Origin of the sequence: Bacillus sp. HNG (assembly GCF_003400205.1) — a bacterium.
Taxonomy (GTDB): domain Bacteria; phylum Bacillota; class Bacilli; order Bacillales; family Bacillaceae_L; genus Ferdinandcohnia.
Genome location: NZ_QUQV01000002.1, coordinates 77,290 through 96,522, shown reverse-complemented (window position 1 = coordinate 96,522; position 19,233 = coordinate 77,290). Strand labels below are relative to the sequence as shown.

Annotated in this window: 21 protein-coding genes; 12 read left to right on the top strand and 9 right to left on the bottom strand. The window is 38.8% G+C overall.

From position 1 onward, the window contains the following. Positions 1-180 precede the first annotated feature (180 nt). A complete protein-coding gene (locus tag DZB84_RS03865) occupies positions 181-1,227 on the top strand; it encodes a DmpA family aminopeptidase (protein ID WP_116350951.1) in 1,047 nt (348 codons plus the stop codon). A 92-nt stretch (positions 1,228-1,319) separates the two neighbouring features. Further along, positions 1,320-2,036, top strand: coding sequence for a gamma-glutamyl-gamma-aminobutyrate hydrolase family protein (locus DZB84_RS03860; RefSeq protein ID WP_116350950.1), 717 nt, complete (start codon positions 1,320-1,322; stop codon positions 2,034-2,036). A 13-nt stretch (positions 2,037-2,049) separates the two neighbouring features. On the opposite strand, the gene DZB84_RS03855 is transcribed toward DZB84_RS03860, so the two are convergent. The 3 genes from DZB84_RS03855 to DZB84_RS03845 form a co-directional block, all read right to left on the bottom strand. Then, entirely contained in the window at positions 2,050-2,373 is a 324-nt protein-coding gene (locus DZB84_RS03855) for a hypothetical protein (protein ID WP_116350949.1), read from the bottom strand. 136 nt (positions 2,374-2,509) lie between these two features. Further along, positions 2,510-3,508 carry an HAAS signaling domain-containing protein gene (locus DZB84_RS03850; RefSeq protein WP_116350948.1) on the bottom strand — a complete coding sequence of 333 codons (999 nt, stop codon included), beginning with the start codon at positions 3,506-3,508 and terminating at the stop codon, positions 2,510-2,512. Continuing rightward, on the bottom strand, positions 3,495-3,842 hold the full coding sequence (locus DZB84_RS03845) for a PadR family transcriptional regulator (RefSeq protein ID WP_116350947.1): 348 nt from the start codon (positions 3,840-3,842) through the stop codon (positions 3,495-3,497). The genes DZB84_RS03850 and DZB84_RS03845 overlap by 14 nt, the downstream gene beginning before the upstream one ends. Before the next feature lie 472 nt (positions 3,843-4,314). Here DZB84_RS03845 and thiM point away from each other — a divergent pair, with 472 nt between their 5' ends. Genes thiM through thiD form a run of 3 tightly spaced genes read left to right on the top strand, consistent with a single transcriptional unit; the run spans position 4,315 to position 6,557 of the window. Beyond that, entirely contained in the window at positions 4,315-5,139 is an 825-nt protein-coding gene (gene thiM / locus DZB84_RS03840) for a hydroxyethylthiazole kinase (RefSeq protein WP_116350946.1), read from the top strand. Next, positions 5,126-5,770 (top strand): thiamine phosphate synthase, encoded by a 645-nt coding sequence (gene thiE / locus DZB84_RS03835; RefSeq protein ID WP_116350945.1) that lies wholly within the window; start codon positions 5,126-5,128, stop codon positions 5,768-5,770. The genes thiM and thiE overlap by 14 nt, the downstream gene beginning before the upstream one ends. Before the next feature lies 1 nt (position 5,771). Further along, positions 5,772-6,557, top strand: a complete 786-nt coding sequence (gene thiD, locus DZB84_RS03830; RefSeq protein ID WP_116350944.1) for a bifunctional hydroxymethylpyrimidine kinase/phosphomethylpyrimidine kinase — start codon at positions 5,772-5,774, stop codon at positions 6,555-6,557. Positions 6,558-6,589: 32 nt separating this feature from the next. Here thiD and DZB84_RS03825 read toward each other — a convergent pair whose 3' ends face one another. The 3 genes from DZB84_RS03825 to DZB84_RS03815 form a co-directional block, all read right to left on the bottom strand. Then, the gene (locus tag DZB84_RS03825; protein WP_116350943.1) at positions 6,590-7,669 is read right to left on the bottom strand and encodes an NAD(P)H-dependent flavin oxidoreductase; all 1,080 of its coding nucleotides are present in this window, start codon (positions 7,667-7,669) and stop codon (positions 6,590-6,592) included. A gap of 51 nt (positions 7,670-7,720) precedes the next feature. Beyond that, on the bottom strand, positions 7,721-8,491 hold the full coding sequence (locus DZB84_RS03820; RefSeq protein WP_116350942.1) for a class I SAM-dependent methyltransferase: 771 nt from the start codon (positions 8,489-8,491) through the stop codon (positions 7,721-7,723). Positions 8,492-8,615: 124 nt separating this feature from the next. Then, on the bottom strand, positions 8,616-9,878 hold the full coding sequence (locus DZB84_RS03815; RefSeq protein WP_116350941.1) for a sensor histidine kinase: 1,263 nt from the start codon (positions 9,876-9,878) through the stop codon (positions 8,616-8,618). Positions 9,879-10,159: 281 nt separating this feature from the next. Here DZB84_RS03815 and DZB84_RS03810 point away from each other — a divergent pair, with 281 nt between their 5' ends. Then, positions 10,160-10,822: an oxidoreductase gene (locus tag DZB84_RS03810; protein WP_116350940.1), complete on the top strand. Its 663-nt coding sequence runs from the start codon at positions 10,160-10,162 to the stop codon at positions 10,820-10,822. Positions 10,823-10,895: 73 nt separating this feature from the next. Here DZB84_RS03810 and trhO read toward each other — a convergent pair whose 3' ends face one another. From trhO to DZB84_RS03795, 3 genes are all read right to left on the bottom strand, one after another. Then, positions 10,896-11,801 (bottom strand): oxygen-dependent tRNA uridine(34) hydroxylase TrhO, encoded by a 906-nt coding sequence (gene trhO / locus DZB84_RS03805; protein ID WP_116350939.1) that lies wholly within the window; start codon positions 11,799-11,801, stop codon positions 10,896-10,898. A 66-nt stretch (positions 11,802-11,867) separates the two neighbouring features. Then, a complete protein-coding gene (locus tag DZB84_RS03800) occupies positions 11,868-12,650 on the bottom strand; it encodes a TatD family hydrolase (protein ID WP_116350938.1) in 783 nt (260 codons plus the stop codon). Next, the gene (locus tag DZB84_RS03795; protein WP_116350937.1) at positions 12,643-13,884 is read right to left on the bottom strand and encodes a helix-turn-helix domain-containing protein; all 1,242 of its coding nucleotides are present in this window, start codon (positions 13,882-13,884) and stop codon (positions 12,643-12,645) included. The genes DZB84_RS03800 and DZB84_RS03795 overlap by 8 nt, the downstream gene beginning before the upstream one ends. Before the next feature lie 130 nt (positions 13,885-14,014). On the opposite strand from DZB84_RS03795, the gene DZB84_RS03790 reads away from it, so the two are divergent. The 6 genes from DZB84_RS03790 to DZB84_RS25420 all read left to right on the top strand — a co-directional run bounded on the left by DZB84_RS03790 (position 14,015) and on the right by DZB84_RS25420 (position 19,196). After that, a complete protein-coding gene (locus DZB84_RS03790; protein ID WP_116350936.1) occupies positions 14,015-15,316 on the top strand; it encodes an MFS transporter in 1,302 nt (433 codons plus the stop codon). A gap of 257 nt (positions 15,317-15,573) precedes the next feature. Continuing rightward, the gene (locus tag DZB84_RS03785; protein ID WP_189655137.1) at positions 15,574-16,239 is read left to right on the top strand and encodes a GTP pyrophosphokinase; all 666 of its coding nucleotides are present in this window, start codon (positions 15,574-15,576) and stop codon (positions 16,237-16,239) included. A 74-nt stretch (positions 16,240-16,313) separates the two neighbouring features. Next, positions 16,314-16,916, top strand: a complete 603-nt coding sequence (locus tag DZB84_RS03780) for a TetR/AcrR family transcriptional regulator (protein ID WP_116350935.1) — start codon at positions 16,314-16,316, stop codon at positions 16,914-16,916. Between the two features lie 111 nt (positions 16,917-17,027). Beyond that, entirely contained in the window at positions 17,028-17,951 is a 924-nt protein-coding gene (locus tag DZB84_RS03775) for a DMT family transporter (protein ID WP_116350934.1), read from the top strand. Positions 17,952-18,131: 180 nt separating this feature from the next. Then, the gene (locus DZB84_RS03770; RefSeq protein WP_116350933.1) at positions 18,132-18,917 is read left to right on the top strand and encodes an SDR family oxidoreductase; all 786 of its coding nucleotides are present in this window, start codon (positions 18,132-18,134) and stop codon (positions 18,915-18,917) included. Positions 18,918-19,067: 150 nt separating this feature from the next. Then, positions 19,068-19,196, top strand: a complete 129-nt coding sequence (locus DZB84_RS25420) for a hypothetical protein (RefSeq protein ID WP_262983841.1) — start codon at positions 19,068-19,070, stop codon at positions 19,194-19,196. Positions 19,197-19,233 lie beyond the last annotated feature (37 nt).

The following is a 19,233-nucleotide window of genomic DNA, read 5'->3' as shown; positions in this document are numbered from 1 at the left end:
GTGTTTGTTTGGATAAAACTAGAAGGTGCAGATCCGGAAAGTGTTTTAAACAAAGTTTTGCAACACCCCAAAACAAAAATCTTTTCTTTAAATTAACAAATATTCTCCCAACTTATACTCAACCTCATTTATCTAGCCTATACTTATAACAAACACCAAATCAGAAAGGGCTTATCAAACATGCAAAAAAGATTACGAGATTATGGGATTCAAATCGGCACCTTACCAACGGGGCCATTAAATAAAATCACAGATGTACAAGGTGTCAAAGTGGGGCACTCTACGGTTTCAAACGGAGACATCCAAACCGGAGTTACGGCCATCATACCCCATGAACAAAATATTTTTAACAATAAAGTGGTTGCTGCTTCATATGCTATGAATGGGTTCGGTAAGACGATGGGCACTCTTCAAATCGATGAGCTAGGGACAATTGAAACACCCATTTTGCTGACAAATACAATGAGTGTGGGGGTGGCTGCTAATCATCTCATCGGCTATAGCTTGGCGCAAAATAAAGAAATTGGTGACACCACCGGAACTGTTAATCCTGTAATCGGGGAATGTAATGATATGTTTTTAAATAATATTCGTAAGCAGTCTATCACGGTAGAACATGTTAGAGAAGCTATCGAAACCGCCGATACCCATTTTGAAGAAGGTAGCATTGGTGCTGGAACGGGTATGAAATGTTTTGGATTAAAAGGAGGCATCGGGTCGTCATCACGCATTCTTACATACCCGCACGGGACGTATACTCTAGGCATACTAGTGCTCTCAAACTTTGGGGAAATTGATCAGTTCCGATTAAATGGAATCCATGTCGGACCCTTAATCAAAACCAAGCTTCCTGTAAAAAGTCCAGATGGCGACAAAGGCTCCATCATGATAATAATCGCAACCGATTTACCTGTGACATCACGCCAATTAAAACGTATCATCAAGCGAGCTTCAGTGGGATTAAGCAGAACTGGTTCATTTATTGGAAACGGAAGTGGGGATGTCTTCATTGGTTTTTCAACTGCAAATGAAGTCAGTCATGAGAACAATGGCACATTACAGAAAATTGAAGCAGTGCATGAAGATGACTTGGATCAAGCGTTTTTAGCAACGGCTGATGCGACAGAGGAAGCCATTTTACAATCTTTAGTTACGGCAAAAACAACTACAGGTCGTAATGGAAACACACTTTATTCATTAGCTGAATTTATGGATGAAGTACTATAAAGAGTCGACGCAAATCAGCGGATTTGGACGTGAAAATGCTTGAACGGATGCAAATCCGCAAATCGAGAAGTAAAAAATGAGGAGGAGTCCAGATGAATAAACCAATTATTGGTGTGACATCTCATGTTGAGTTGGATTCTAAGCATACTCTCTCAAATGATTACATTCAAGCCGTCATTCAAGCGGGTGGCATTCCGGTTATTTTGCCAATCGGGATTGACGAGGATGTTTCACAGCTTGTTACTAATTTGGATGGATTGCTTTTAACAGGTGGGGGAGATATTGATCCTTTTCTTTTCGGAGAGGAACCGCATCCAAAGCTTGGAGCGATTTCGCCTGGACGGGATGATTTGGAACCGGCCATTATTAAAGAAATGATTGCCGCGGATAAGCCAATCCTTGCGATTTGTCGAGGGATTCAAATCTTGAATATTGCCCTTGGAGGAGACATGTATCAGGATATTTATTCGCAGCATGAGACCCAACTGCTTCAGCATTCTCAAAAAGCACCGAGGTATCATTTTGCCCATTTTGTAAAAGCGAAGGAAGGTAGTTTACTAGCATCGATTGCAGGGACTACCGAGTTTAAGGTAAACACAGATCACCATCAATCAGTCCGCCATGTTCCATATCCTCTTGATGTGTCCGGGGTTGCATCGGATGGAATAATCGAGGCAATTGAAAGCACCGGTCATTCATTTGTTTTAGGTGTTCAGTGGCATCCGGAAGGCTTGGCGGTTCGAGGGGATCAGATTTCAAAGCGTATTTTTAGTAGATTTGTAGAAAGTTGTTCAGAAAAAGGAGTTTAGCTTGGCTAAACTCCTATCTCCAGTACTCCAAATACTCATAATTGTCAGTGGGCACCTTTTTAATGACTTCGTTTGCTTCATTGCGATAAACCTCATACTCCCGGTAGATTTCAACTTTATTTCCGTTCACAATTTCCGTATCGAAGAACTGCATTTCTAATTCAGGAATTAATCCTTTGATTGCGTTTTCCTCATCCGAATTTGCGGTTACTTCTTCATCAGGAGAAAGACCAGAAACAGAAATGGCATTTTTGTATTCGAAGACATCATCTGCTTCAATTACACCGGTCACAAAAATGATAAAAACAATGCCAATTGCAGCCAAAAATTTATTCAATGTTACCAAACTCCTTTTTCAAAGTCTACTACTCATCTATATGCATCCTGAAAAAAGATTAGGACAACTAATCCCACAAGAGCCATAGGTAGTTTGGTAAATAAGACAAGGAGCCAGGAGAACCGTCCCTGTGGTCCTAGCGGATGTTGGATTTGCGGAATCCGTCAAAGATGCTGATGGCTGCAGAGACGATGAATGAAATGAGTACGGTTGCGATGAACCATGTTGTAAATTGGTGATCCTGAGTGTCAAATATGTTTGTCATATGCTTGATAAAGTCTTGGTTTAAGATATTGGGATTTATGAAGATTACGATGAATACAATGGCTGAAAATACTTGAAGGCCCGTATTGTAAATGGCCATTCTTTTCGTCCATTGCCCTTTGATAAATTTATATAGGGTCAATCCGATTTCCAAACCAATCACAACTAGAATAATCGGCCAAAATCCAAGCAACGCCTCTTGATTTAAAGCGGGGGTTACAAATTCGAGACCATCCTTACCGCCCTCATAGATACCTAGAAGTTGATTGGCATAAAAATATAGGGTTGCCCAGATTGCAGTCCATAATAGAGCACCAAATACTTCACATTTTGAGATAGCCTTCTTCTTTGGGATATAGGTGATATTTTTTAAATCATCTGGAGTCCATTTTTTCAGACTGGTGGTTAGTGGCTGATCATCTTTACCTTTATCCATTCTTTCAATAATGGCGAACACTAGTGTAAACCAAAGGAATGTTTGCATCGAAACGTCAATCATTCTCCAAATCCCCAAACCAATTAAGTCCAATACCACATTAATGATGGCTTCTTCCGCTTGATACCCGATAAAAAATTCGGCAACCACGGAGATGAGAGCAACTACTGCGGCAATCGGTACAATCATTTTCAGTAAGCTAACGTACACGTCAAAATAACGTGGACCAATAAGGTGCATGGGGCGGTCGAGATAATTATTCGCCAATTTTACAGGGCTTCCTAATTTCTCGAGTACGGTTTTTGTATCTTCTTCGTTGTAATCGTCAGGCAACATATCCTCAATGGTCGATCGTAGTTCAAGTGCGATATCGTCACGCATTTTTTCAGGCAGTCTTCTTGTAACCTCCTGAATGTAGATATCAATCAGATTCATAATCTTCCTCTCCCTCTAAAAGGCTGTATAGCTCTTTTGAATTTTGTATCCATTCCTTTTTTAACTGTAAAAAGATCTCGAGCCCGTATTCACTTAATACATAGTACTTACGGGGTCTGCTTTCAGTTGTATCCCAGCTGCTCGTCACCAATTCTTGTTTTTCTAGGCGGCGTAGCAGGGGATATAAGGTACTTTGGTCAATGGCAATTCCGGAGCCCTCTAACAATTGAACAAGTGAATATCCATATTGAGGGGTTCGTAATTGACTTAAAACCGCTAGTGTCAACGTTCCTCTTCTAAGCTCTGTCATTAATGAGTTTAATAAGTTACTCATTCACCCACCTCATTCTTTATTACTATATGTCATACAGTATTTAGTTTATACTATGTATCGTACACTATTGTTGTTCCGAAAGCAATGACCCAATTTAAAATAATGACAGAATTTTTTCGTATGGTATAATAAAGACAATTAAATATGAGTAGGGGAGCTCACACATGTGGGCTGAGAGTAAGCGAAATGTAGCTTAGACCCTTTAAGTGAGTGTTCAAAAAGGTAACAAATCAGAAGCAAGAAGATCAAGGAACTCGTGACTCGAGGACCGTAGCGTATGTTGTTGATACGTGAGGACCGGAGAGGTCGAGTGACGCAGAGATTCGCTGCTTATCATTTGGTGACTTTTTGAACATCCGCTTTAACCTGATTTGGATAATGCCAACGTAGGGAATTTATGAAAGTATGTGCGTTCATGCGGTATATCTATTTTAGGTATACCGCATTTTTATTTTGGATAGGAGGATGAAGGATGTTTGAACAGATTTTAGCTAATGTTAGGAATAAAACACCGCTTGTACATAATATTACAAACTATGTGACGGTAAATGACGTTGCAAATATGGTCCTTGCTTGTGGGGGTTCACCAATTATGGCGGATGATCCTAAGGAAGTAGCAGATATTACGAGCATTTGTAACGCTCTTGTCATTAATATTGGAACATTAAACGAGCGTACGATTGAATCCATGATTTTAGCAGGAAAAGCTGCAAATAAAATTGGGAACCCGGTTATTTTAGACCCAGTTGGGGCGGGTGCATCTAGCCTAAGAACAAACACCGTCTACCGTCTATTAAACGAAGTTCAGTTTTCAGTAATCCGAGGGAATCTTTCTGAAATAAAAACCGTTCATGCTGGCAGTGGTAATACTAAAGGTGTAGATGCCGCCGCTGAAGATGTCATCAATGAAGGAAATCTTGATGAAATGGTTCAATTTGCAAAAATGGTAAGTGAGCAAACACATGCTGTTATCGCAATTACGGGTGCGATTGATATTGTGGCAAATAAGGATGAAGCTTATGTAATCAGAAATGGTCATCCAATGATGTCAAAAATCACAGGAACTGGTTGCATGCTAACATCAGTTGTAGCTGCTTATTGTGGGGCGAATCCTCAGGAAGTTTTAAAAAGCACGGCCGCTGCGGTGAGTGCGATGGGATATTGCGGAGAACTAGCTCACCAAAAAGTAGAAGAATTAAACGGTGGAACTTCATCATTTAGAACGTACTTGATTGATTGGATGAGCAAGCTAGACTATACATTACTCCAAGGTGGGATGAACATTGAAAATCGATAAAAATGCAATGCTTTTATATGCAGTAACCGACCGTGCTTGGACAGGCAGTCAGACTTTAGTCGAGCAGGTAGAAGCTGCACTAGTGGGTGGAATTACCTTTCTTCAGCTCAGAGAAAAAAATCTCGGGTATGATGAATTTTTACAGGAAGCAAATGAACTTAAAAAGCTAACGGCTTTCTATCAAGTTCCATTTGTTATTAACGATAATGTCGAGATTGCGCTAGCATGTGATGCAGATGGGATGCATGTTGGACAAGAGGATATGGCAGTTGAAAAAGTTCGGGAATTGATTGGACCAGATAAAATTCTTGGAGTCTCCGCTCAAAATGTAGAACAAGCCATTGCCGCTGAAAAAGCGGGGGCGGATTACCTTGGTATTGGCTCTGTATTTCCAACGAACACCAAGTCAGATGCAAAGCCGATGACATTTGAAACTGTCCAAGAAATTTGCCGAAGTGTTTCGATTCCAATCGTTGCAATTGGCGGTATTACAAAAACCAATATCATGGAATTGAGTGGAAGTGGGGTAGACGGCGTTGCTGTTGTATCCGCACTCTTTGCACAGTCTGATATCACCGCAGCGACTAAGGAATTACGAAAACTTTCAACTGAGATGGTAGGGAGAGATTGACATGAAAAAGGTACTGACGATTGCTGGCTCTGACTGTAGTGGGGGAGCAGGAATTCAAGCCGATATTAAAACAATCACCGCTCATAAAATGTATGCAATGAGTGCAATCACGGCTCTGACTGCTCAAAATACAACAGGGGTATACGGGGTGCTTGATTCGACTCCAGAATTTGTTGGTCAGCAGTTAGATTGCATTATGACTGATATTTTTCCGGATAGTGTAAAAATAGGGATGGTGTCCTCACCTGAAATTATCGATAAAATCGTGGAAAAGCTAGAAGAATATCAACCTTCGAATATTGTCGTGGACCCTGTTATGATTTCTACAAGTGGTAGTAGACTATTGAGTGAGTCAGCGATGGATGCCCTCATTACGAGATTGATTCCACTTGCTACGATTATTACCCCTAATATACATGAGGCTGAAGCGCTTTGTGGCATGGAGATTCACTCGAAAGAAGACATGCAAGTGGCAGCCCAAAAATTATCTAACATGTATAAGGGTGCGATTTTGATCAAAGGGGGTCATCTTGAGGATACAGCAGATGATCTCTTATATAGCGATGGGGAACTCACATTGTTCCCAGGAGGTCGTATCGATAACCCAAATTCCCATGGTACAGGGTGTACGCTATCCTCAGCGATTGCTTGTAATTTAGCAAATGGCTTGGATATAAAATCAAGTATTCAAGAGGCAAAAGGGTATATTACGGGAGCTTTAGAAGCGGGACTTGACCTTGGAAAGGGAAGCGGACCGCTTAATCATTGCTATGCCTTAAAGAACTAAAAAAAATAGAAGCAGTGGATTTTAAGTAAAATTCACTGCTTCACTATTTTACTTTTTACATCGGAAATGATGGATTCTATTAACGTTTTAACACTTTGATTTTTGGATAACCGTGGACTTTGTCCAGACCAAAGGGACATGTAATCCTTGTTATTTTGTGAACCTGAAGCTTTTCGAATATCCTGTGTAAGTGAATTTTGAACCGGGAACTCAGGCAGATCTTTTTCGTATTCCCTCATGTTTAAAATAAAGGGGTTTATGAGTCCGCGTGCCGGCTTGCCCGAGAATGAACGGGTCACGACTGTTTCGTCTTCGAAAGCGTGAAGAATCGCCTCTTTATGTACTTGATGTGCTCCACTTTCAATACAAGTCAAAAATGCAGTTCCCATTTGAACAGCCTGTGCGCCTAAGCAAATGGAAGCCATTAAACCTCTTCCATCCATTATTCCCCCAGCGGCAATAACGGGAATATTTACATTGTCAGCAACCTGTGGGATAAGAGACATTAAGCCTATTAGGTTTTCCTGCTCCTCATTCATAAAGCTCCCACGATGTCCGCCTGCTTCACTACCTTGAGCAACCACAATATCCATTCCTGATTTTTCAACTTCAATGGCTTCTTTAACAGTCGTTGCTGTCCCGATTAACATAATATTATGTTGCTTTAATTCCGCGACCACACTTTTGGAAGGAAGTCCAAACGTAAAAGAACAAATCGGTACCTTTTCCTCAATGACAATTTTGATTTGTTCAACATATTTTTCATATGCATCGTGAAAAGAAGGAAGTTCAACATGATCCGTTGGAGGTAAATTTAATTTTTCTCGAATCGGGTTGAGTAAATGATTAGTTGATTTGACCTCCTCTTCTTTAGCGTTAAATTCGTTTGGAACAAATAAATTAATTCCGAAAGGCATGGAAGTTAATTGTTTGATTTCACTAATTTGTTCGCGAATTTGAGCGGGCGTCATATATCCTGCTCCAATCATACCTAAGCCTCCGGAATTTGAAACTGCAGCCACTAAATCCGAAGTTGTAATGCCACCCGCCATTGGAGCTTGAATAATGGGGTGTTCAATTTTTAACAGATTGGTAACTTGATTCATCAACAAACCGAACGCCTCCTCATGAAGATAAAGTGGAGGAATTCCTCCACTCTACTCCTAAAGTTTTGTTCCTTTTAATACTACGGCTTCTCCTTGGAAGGAAATGATTTTATTATTCTCAATTTGAATACGAAATTTTTGTTTTATTTTACTGGAAGCATGTAGCATATAGTCGGTTAATTCTGTTTTCTCAAGATCTGACAAATGCATCCGGTTACACCAACTCTCAAATTCAAAAGTCTTTTCAAAACGATAGAGTTCTTGGATTTCAAAACCTTCATTTTCTAGCATTTGGAGCCATTCACTCTTTTTCCAAGCACGGAAATGACTGTAGTCACGCTTTTTTTCTACCGTATTATAAAACTCATCAAATTCATCATTTTCTGGAGCAACATTATCATCTAACAAGAACTGACCACCTGGTTTTAATACTCGTGATACTTCACTTACGAAGCTAGTAATGTTAGGAAAATGGTGAGGTGCAATTCGGCAAGATACGATATCAAATGTTTCATCGGAGAATGGTAGATTTTCAGCATCCCCTTCAACAAATTCAACATTTAGATGACCATTTCCTTTAATGAATTTTTCCGCAGCCGCTAACATTTCGGGTGTTAAATCAAACGCTGTAACCTGCCCTACGAGAGGGGCGAGAGCATTTGCAGTATGTCCACCACCAGTAGCAATATCCAGAGCCAGTTCTGTGCCTTTGGCATCTGCCATTGATACTAATGTTTGTAAATCTCCACCTTTACGATGTCCTTCACTTGTTACGTAAGATGCAGCGCTTCGACCAAATTGTTTTTTTACGTCACTTTTTATGTCCATTCTGTTGCCTCCATTCGCTTAATACCTTCATTTTATAGGAAAACCTTACATAAGGATATTATTAAAAGATTATATAATGAGATAAGAAAATGTTATGGAAAGGAGGATTGAAATAGCCCCAATCTTACTCATGGGGCTCAGTTAAGGTAAGGGCAGAAGGGAATTGGAAGGTAAATTCGGTTCCTTCCCCAACAGTGCTTGTAACACGAAGTGTCCCTTTCATGGCTTTGACTATTCCGTAGACAACCATCATGCCTAGACCTGTTCCTTTTGATCCTTTAGTAGAATAATAGGGCTCACCAAGTCGATCAATTTGTTCCTTTGTCATCCCGATTCCTGTATCTCGAATGATAATGCTTACATTTTGCCGGTCGTAGCGGGTTTCTATGTATAGTTGTCCTCCACCGGGCATTGCCTCGATGGCGTTTTTCATCACATTGATAAAACATTGGTGAAACTTCTGACGATCTCCTTGAATCGTGCCTACCAAAGAAAAATTCGTAATCACTTCCACGGAGTGCTGATTTGCAGTGGGCCTTAAAATTGAAATAACCTGTTGCAATTCCCGTTTAATTTGAAGAGTTTCCACCGTATCTAATGCAGGTTTTGAGAATGTCAAATAATCTTGAATAACCCTTTCAGCGGATCTTAATTCATCTTTAATAATTAATAGGTACTCCTTTTGTTTGTGTCGGGGGAGGCTATTTGACATTAATAACTGTACAAATCCCATTGCAGCGGTTAAAGGATTTCTAATTTCATGGGAAATCGCTGCACCCAATTGTTCGACGGCATGAAGTTTTTCAGATTTTACAATCGTTTGCCGCATGAGGATATTGTTTCGAAAAAATTCAGTTAAATAAGCCATAATGCCTAATCCAATCGCTGGTATAACTAAATAAGCAAACCACGCATCGTAAATATTGATATGTGGTCTTGAAACTATAAGCGATGAAGCAGTTAAGAAGGATAAAACAAATGTCACAAGAACCGAAACACATATCCGTTTCATTGAATGCTGTTTCCAAAACCAAGGATATAATTTCCACAAAATAATAGCGGATGGTAAGTAAAGGGTAATCGTCGCATAAAACCCAAAGTTTATGCCGTAAATTCCTCTTATCACAATCACCGTTAAGCATAAAATCGGACCAATCCCAAGATAAAGACCACCTATTAAAACAGGAATCAGTCGAAGGTCAAAAAAGTGTGTAGGGGTTGGTCGATAAGAAAATATAAAGCAAACCAAGATAAGCACAACTAATCCGATGTAAGCTTCCCATTTTGAAAGGGTAAGGTTTCTTTTTCGTTCAAACCATATTAAGCCTATAAATGAAAGAATAATTAATAATGAAAGGTTAACCAAAATGTGCTTCGTAATTTCCATAACTCACCTTCCAAAATAGTATTAAAGTTTTATAAAATATAAAATAGTTCGACATTATAAGATGATTATAATATAGATTTAACTTTTTTGGTTAATATAAGCAAAATTTTTGGCGAATAACAGAAAAATGATCAATAAAAATAGTACATATTGCCCATCTTTCATACGCTAGTAAACAATTTTTTTTACAAAATGTAATTCAATAGATAATCAAACATGCATATTTTTTAATATTGGTTATACTTGTGAGAGAATCGTTTTCGTGAAGGGAAGTTGGCAAAGTGGAAGGGAAAACAGCATTAATCGCAGGGGCGACAGGGTTAATCGGAAATGAACTACTTCGGCTTTTGCTGGAGGCGTCTGAATATAAAAAGGTGTATGCCTTAGTTCGAAGACCCCTTGAAATACATCATTCGAAATTAATAGAGGTTGTTGTTGATTTTGATCGTCTTGACGAAGATAAGCAGTATTTTGCGGTTGAAGATGTGTTTGTCTGTTTAGGAACAACCATAAAAAAGGCAAAGACACAAGATGCGATGTATAAAATAGATGTCGATTACCCTGTTGAGATAGGGCGAATTGCGAAGGAGAGTGGTGCAAAGCATTATTTAGTGGTCAGTGCCATGAACGCAGACATCCAATCTAAAATATTTTACCCAAGGATGAAAGGTGAACTTGAGGAAATTGTTCAAAAACTAGGCTTCGAAAAGCTATCTATCTTTCGACCTTCTCTACTTCTTGGAAACAGGGACGAATTTCGCCTTGGGGAAGAATTGGCTGCGGTATTGATGAAGGGATTAAAGTTTCTATTTGTGGGTCCCCTCCGAAAATATCGAGCTGTTGAGGGGAAAACGGTGGCAAATGCGATGTACAAAGTAGCCCTTGAAAAAGAACAAGGGAAAATATTTTTTACTTCCCAGGAGATACAAGCAATTGGAAAGTGAGAAAAGGCGGAGATTTTCTTAGAAAAATAAGCTTGAAAAAAACTGCTCAGTTTTGATCTGAGCAGTTTTACATTTATACCAATTGATGTTCTTTTACATACCGGTTGTGTGGGTGGTCCTTGCATTCTTGGCTGCAGGCTCTGTAATGTTCGTGCTCACAGTCCTCGCAAAGAAGAAGATGCTTGTTACACTCTGGGTTTCCGCATTTCACGTAACGTTCTTCCGGTTTTCCACAATGATGGCATTTCCCAACGATCGTTTCCTCACCAGTACGGTTAACAGGTACTGAAATTCGTTCGTCAAAAACATAGCATTTTCCGTCCCATAAAGCACCTTTAGCCTCTGGGTCATATCCGTAAGTGATGATGCCGCCTTCAAGCTGTGAAACATCTTTGAAACCTTCCTTTACCAGAAAGCCTGAAAACTTTTCACAACGAATGCCGCCTGTACAATAGGTTAAGATTTTCTTATCCTTGTACTCACTTAAGTTTTCCTCGACCCATTTTGGCAGTTCGCGAAAGGTTTCGATGTCGGGGCGAATCGCTCCTCTAAAATGGCCAAGATCGTATTCATACGTATTACGCGCATCAAGAATAATAACATCCTCCTGTTGCATCGTTTCAAGAAATTCCTTTGGAGGGAGATGCTTGCCAGTGATTTGATTGGGGTTTAGGTCCTTTTCAAGACTCAAATTGACAATCTCAGGCTTCACCTTCACTTTTAACTTTTTAAAAGCATGTCCTTCACTTTTCTCTATTTTGAAGATCATGTCTGAAAAACGAGAATCGCTTCGCATGAACTCCATGTATGTTTCTGTTTGCTCCACAGTACCCGAAACCGTACCATTGATTCCTTCAGTTGCAACAAGGATTCTACCTTTTAATCCTAGTTCAGTGCAAAATTCAAAATGTGCATCTCTAAAAGCTTGCAGGTCATCGATTTCGATGTATTTGTAATAAAGTAAAACTTGATATTCCAATTTTTTTCACCTGTTTCATTTAATGCTTTTTGCTTTTTCTTTAAGTATGATATCAAAAATAGGGGTTCATGTTAAAGTACTTTTTATTTCCTGGTAACAACGATGTGTATTTAACACGAGTTGTTCTCGTATTTTATGTTCATTGATTCCATACAGAGTGGCAAGTTGACTACTTATTTTTCCTAAAAATAATGGGGAAGTGGGTTGATTTTTAAACTCATCCTCGAACGGCCACGGGCCATCGGTTTCGATTAAAAGTTGTTGAAGTGGAACCTGTTTTGCAAGCTTTTGATCGCGGACCCTGTAGCAAATTTCAGGTGTAACGGAAATATAATAGCCAGCATCAACTATTTTTTTCACCACATTCTCAGGGGCCTTTAGCCAATGGAAATGTGCAATTGGAACTTGTTTTTGCTGCAATAGGTCAAAAACAAGTTCTGTTTTATCATGAACGGCATGCAGAGCAACAGGTAGCTGATGTTGTACAGCAACCTCAAGACAGCGAGATAAAAAATCAAAATAATGCTCCAGAGAAAAGGAAAGTATTTCAAGATTGTAATGAGGTAGCCCAATTTCACCGATTGCCACGATCTTCTCCCTTTCAGCTTGTACTAATCCCCTCCACTCTAAAAAATCTTGTTCAACTGGTAGTGGTTGTTCAGGATGAAATCCAATAGCAGCATGGACAAAGTCTGGAAATTTATCTCGTAATTCAAGCGTCCGATAGGAGGAGGGGAGATCATTGGAAACAGCAATGACTCCTTTAACTCCGGATTCCTGCCATTTTTCTATTTGTGTCGGAAGCTTTTTTACATCATATTGTTCAAGATGAATATGAGCATCAATCATAAGTTTCTCCTTTTAGCGCGCTAATCTTATGAAAGGTTTCCTTACTTAATTCTTTAAAAGGAGAATCAGGCAGATGATCAAATAAATCAACTGCTTTTTTAGCTGCTAATAATGACTCATCTATTTTTCCAAGTTCAACTAGACATTGCGCCGTATAGGTTTCTTTTAAATAGAATTGTGACAAGTCAAAAGGATGGTGATGATAGGATGGAATGGCCACTTTTTCAAAAAAATGAATGGCTTCCTCATAACGTCTTAATCCCTGTAATGCTTTTCCTTTTTCAAGATAGAACCAATCCCTTAATCGCTGTTGGTTAAATTCAGGGTTATCTAAAAATTGATCCACCATCGTAAGTGCTTCATGATAATTGTGCTTCACCGCATTAAGAGATTCAACTTGAAAAAGTTTTGCAGTGATTTTTGCCATCTGGTCATCTGAAAAAACGGCATACTGATTCAATTTGGTTAGGTAATAATCATATTGCTCCCATTTCTTAGACATCATCGAATCAGCAGCTGCAAGCCGATACAAATCATCAATTCGATAAAATATTTTATTTTTTTGGGAGAAGGAAATGGCATCTTCCATGACCTTTTTTGCAGCTTCGGTATTGCCAACAGCAAAATAGAAAATGGCCTCATTATAATCAAGGTCTAATCTTGACATGGGATCGATATATGCATGATTTTTTTCTATTTCATATCGTTCCTGTAAGATAGTTTCTAATGCTTTTTCATAATCATGGTCAATAAAATAAGCGAGGCAGCGAAAAGATGCAATGCTCACTCTTTTTGTTGTAATATTCATTTGATCGTACAGATTTGCTGCTTGTTCAAGTGGTTGTTTCTCGTCGCCTTTCTTTTCAAAATAGCAACTGTATCCGTATAGCTCCAGCAATCTAGCAGCTTCGTACCCCTGGTTTAATTGGGAAACAAAAGGCTCAATTAGAGTTAACAATTTTTTATATTTTTCAGGGTATTCTTCGGAATCAACCATATATAGTTTTTCGGCCTCATCTAACACTTTTCTTAATTCATCCAAATTATCCTCATTTAAAAGCTGCGATAACTCAATCTCAAGTCTTTCTGCAATATAGTTTAAGCTCTCCATTGAAGGATTTGCTTTGTTATTTTCAATAAGGCTCAGCATGCCCTTTGTCAATTTTGTTCCAGCAAGCTCTTCTAATGTTAGTTTCTTTTGTTTGCGTAATTTACGAATGCGTTCACCAAGCATGATAAATAGGCACTCTCCCTATTTTTTATATTTTTGTTTAATTATATTAAACTTTTTGTTGAAAAGAAAGTATAATGGTGATATGATTTGTTTAATTAAATTAAACTTTTCCATTAATGGAGGAATTTGCATGAATGAACAACAAAAGCTTAAAAGAGCAACCTATCATTTATTTACCTTCACGATTAGTAAAATTATTTCCTCATTCGGCGCACAAGTTTACGCATTCGCAATAAGTTTTTATATACTTCAATTGACAGGCTCTGCAACAAGCTTTGCAACGAATCTCATTTGTAATTTATTACCGAGGGCGCTTGTGGCACCGCTTGCTGGTTATGCGGCAGACAAATATTCTCGGAAAAAAATCGTGATCATCTCACAACTCGTGACGACGTTAGCGATAGTCGGGCTACTTATTGTGAGTTTGACCTATGGTTTATCACTGATAGCGATTTATACGACAACGGTTGTGCTATCCATTGCCACCTCATTTACAGGTGTAACCTTTACATCATCGGTAACTGGCTTGGTTGATGAAGATCGTATCCAAAGAGCGATGTCGCTTAATCAGATTTCAATGTCATTTGCAGCGATTGGAAGTCCAGCAGTTGGCGGACTATTATATGGGACTGTCTCAATGGAAGTATTTTTAGAAATGTATATTGCAGCTTCCGTGCTTGCTGTTCTTCTTGAATCAACAATGAACTTTAACCTATTCTCAAAACGAAAGGCGAAGGAAGAGCAAGATCAAAAAGAAACCATGTGGCAAAGTATGAAAGCAGGAATCGGCTATTTAAAGACAAAACAAGTTCTGATGACAATGATCTGGATTTCTTTAATTATTAACTTCTTATTTGGGGCATTTGAGGTCGGTTATTCTTTCATTTTAATTGAAAAATTGAAGTTAGCTTCTCAGCATTTCGGTTTCACTCAAGGAGCATTTGCAGTTGGAATGCTACTATTTTCGATTTACTTCTCAATTCGAAAAGAAGTGAAGTTCCCGTTCCTTGTATCAAAGCGCGGAATTATTGGATTAGGGGTCATTATGGGCGCAATGGCAATTCCGTTAATGATTTCGCTATCCTATTGGTCCATTTTTACGTACTATTTTATCGCCATGTTTACATTCGGAGCTACGATTATTGTTGTGAATACACCAATCCAAGTGATGATGCAAAAAATGATTGATGATGATTTCAAAGGTCGAGTGTTCTCTATTCTTGAATCAATGGCTGTTGCATTAATGCCGCTTGGCATGATTATTTTCGGTTATTTGTATGATGTAATGCCAGGTCAATATATTCTAATTACTTCAGCGGTGGTATTAATTGGGGTAGTATTAGTCCTCGCAAGACCAAGTGTTGTCAGAGATGCACACCCTGAATTAAAGGAAAAAAATACTGTCGTTGAAAAAACAAGTACAGCACTGTAGACCTTTGGCCTTTCTCTAGAAATGGGGAAGGCTTTTTTTTGTGAAAGTAATGTGACAATGTGTCATTTTTGATTGACTAGTGACACCGTGTCATCTAAAATTTAGATAGTGAGGTGACACGATGCTATGTTAAAAACTGAATCTAAAAATGATCTAAACAGATTGAAGTTACGAAAGCTTGTTAAAAGGCTGCAAAAAATAGGTGTCAAAGCGTCAATCATAAAGAAACCAATTACATCTCATTAAGGAGACGAATGATGTCTGTAGGTATTAGAATGGACCAGCTAAAAGATATCAAGGTTGAGCTACTACGATTTATGATGTCGTATAAGTTTGCCCTTGAAGAAATGATGACCAAAATCAATATTTTAAAACAGGAATTTAAATACATCCATGATTACAACCCAATCGAACACGTTTCATCGCGATTAAAGTCGCCTGAAAGTATTTTAAGTAAAATCGACCGCAAAGGGTATGACTATACAATCGAGTCAATAAAAGAAAACATCCGTGATATTGCAGGAATTCGCATCACATGCTCGTACATCTCAGATATTTATAAAATCAGTGAAATGCTGCACCAACAAAAGGATGTAACGTTAATTGAATGTAAGGATTATATTAAACATCCAAAGCCAAACGGGTATCAAAGCCTGCATTTAATTGTCCAAATCCCAATCTTTATGTCTGACCGTGAGGACCATGTTTTCGTAGAAATTCAAATTCGAGCGATTGCAATGGATTTTTGGGCAAGCTTAGAACATAAAATTTATTACAAATATAATAAAGAAATTCCTCAGCATATGAAGGATGAATTAAAAGAAGCGGCCATCACTGCATCTCAATTAGATAAAAAAATGGAAAAGCTTCAGCAAGAAATGAACAAGCTAAAAGAATCAGCAAAAAGCGGAAGAGCTTTATAAAAATGATGAACGAATCCTTCTTCCATATGACTTTCTATCGTTAGTCAAATAACAGCAAAAAGGGAGAGGTGGAAGTGCCAAAACTTACATTTTTTAATTTACCTGAGGATAAAAAACAAACGTTAATTGACGCGGCTAAAAAGGAATTCTCCAGTGCCCCTTTGTTTGACGCTTCGATCTCAAATATTATCAAATCAGCTGGAATCTCACGTGGGAGTTTTTATCAATATTTTGAAGACAAGGAGGATGCTTTTTTCTTTTTATTAGGTGAGTTTGCGAAAGAGAAGAAGGCAGCGTTTCTTTCCATGCTCGAAAAGCATGAGGGTGACTTGTTTCAAACCTTTATTGACTTTTTTGAGTTGTTCTTACATGAAGATGAAAACCTGACATTTTTAAAAAATGCACTGCTCAATATGACCCATAAAATTGAGCGTACGTTTGATCGAATGATTAGTGAACATGAAGTAAACGAAAACTTTAAAATGCTTTGCTTACGAATTGACATCCGTAAAATGAATGTTTCAGACGAGGTAGAGTTATTCCATGCTATGCAAATCATTACATCCGTCTTGTTACGCAATTTAATCCATGCATTTGCCCATGACTTACCACGTAATGTGGCTATGAAAAATTTTATGACAGAAATGAATTTATTGAAAAAAGGACTTGTCCGGTAGGAGCCCAACTTGTGCTCCTTTCGGACATTTTATTTTTTTCGAGCCATTTTTCAATAGAAATGAAGTATAATAGATTGCATTAAGTATGGACTTCAGATTGGATGGGTGTGTGTGCAGAAACATTATTTATATGGCATTCTGTTGTTTGTGATGATGGCATGGGGGCTAAATATTGTTGCGATTAAAATATTGGTCCAAAACTTTCCTCCGTTCACCATTACTGGTTTACGAATTCTTGCTGCTGGTCTCGTCATTTTTGTCTTTTTATATGTAAAAAAGGATCTCCAGAAAATGAATCTACATGAGTTCGGCTATGTCGCACTAAGTGCAGTAACGGGAATTCTAGGTCACCAAGCCTTACTCTCCATTGGGTTGGTCAACACAAGTGCTACAAACGGCGCATCCATTCTAGCCTTAATACCGCTTGTCACCAATATTTTAGCGGTACTTTTCTTAAAGGCGAAGATGACATTTTTAAAGATATGCGGTGTACTCTTTGGTATGATTGGCATTTATTTTATACTGGTCCTTGGTGGGGGCTCTTTTACGGAGCTTTCAAGCGGCGATTTATTTGTGTTTCTATCAGTCATTGCGCAAGCGTTAAGCTTCATTTTTATCCGGAAAGCCTCTTACACATTAAATCCTAAAACGATTACTTGTTATGCGCTATTAATGGGGGCAGGGTTTTTGGTGATGTTAAGCTTTGCGGTAGAGGGTCAGTACATCCAACAGATTGGAACAGCCCCAGCTTATGTGTGGTGGGTTTTCATTGCATCAGCGATTATCTCGACCGGAATTGGAAACCTATGCTACAACTTTGCCATTTCGCAGCTCGGTGCGGGTGAGACGGCCATTTTCTTAAACCTTTCGCCGTTCTTTTCATTAATTGGATCGGTACTATTTTTAAATGAAGCCTTCAAATGGATCCAGTTAGTTGGATTTATTTTAATTGTGATCGGTGTTTTATTGGGGACAGAATTATTTGAACGAAAACAGCGGGTTGAAAGACAAGTCGGGGTTTCCGTGTCAAAATAGATAAGTAGGGTCAGCTCGTATTAGACGGGGCTGGCCTTTTTTTGGGGAGCATAGGTTGAGGGGGAGTGCACATAGGTAACAATTTATTAGTAATGGGGGAGAATTTTCCAGAGATTAACACAAAACGAAAAAAGTGAGCTAAAATTGAAGAATAGACTAATCTAAAGGAGTGACATACATATGGATTTGAATTTAGATGGAAAAACGGCCATTGTGGTGGCATCAAGTCAAGGACTTGGCAAAGCAATTGCAACACAGCTTGTACAAGAAGGCGCAAATGTCATGCTCGCAAGCCGCAACGAGGATAAATTAAAAAACGTCCAATCAGAGCTTTCAGCATTCAACAAGGGGAGAGTCTCTTATCTTCAAACAGACATCACAAACAAAGAAGATATCGAAGCATTTATAAAACATACTGTAGATACGTTCGGTACAATCGATATTCTTATTAACAATGCAGGAGGACCTCCTGCAGGAACATTTGAACAATTAGATGATGAAGCCTGGCAGGGGGCATTTGAATTAAATCTGTTAAGCTATATTCGAATGATTCGTGGAGCACTACCCTATATGCAAAAAAATGGTGGAAAAATCATCAATATTGCTTCTTCTTCCATCAAGATGCCTCTTCCTGGATTGATTCTGTCTAATACGTTTCGCTTAGGTATTGTCGGTTTAGCGAAGACATTAGCCGACGAATTAGCTCCATATAATATCTTAATTAATACGATCGCGCCTGGACGGATTGCGACAGATCGAGTGGCGCATTTGGACCAAGTAAATGCCGAGAAACTCGGAAAGCCGATTGAAGAAGTGGAGCAAATGTTCAAAGAAACCATTCCGTTAAAACGCTATGGCACGCCTGAAGAATTCGCAAACTTTGTTACATTTTTAGTATCTGATGTTAATACATATTTGACTGGTCAAGCCTACTTGGTTGACGGAGGTATGGTGAAGGCGATTTAGAGGAAGGAACCTGTTTCCCGAGAATAAAAGGGAGGCGGGTTTTTTGTTTCGACATATAAGATGGAGAAGCAAATCAGCCTCATGAGCGAGGACGCAAATCCTCCATATTTAATGATGAAAAAATGAAGGGGATTTCGGGAGGACTATCTTGTGGTTTTCCTCTTCATCATCGTTATGAAGGGGATTCCGAGCGAGCATCTTCGCTTTTATCCCCTTCATCAACGCTATGAAGAGGAATCCATGCGTGAATTCCCTCAGCTTTCCTCTTCATCTAGATAAGTAATAAAAAAGGTATCATATTCTCAACTATAGTGAG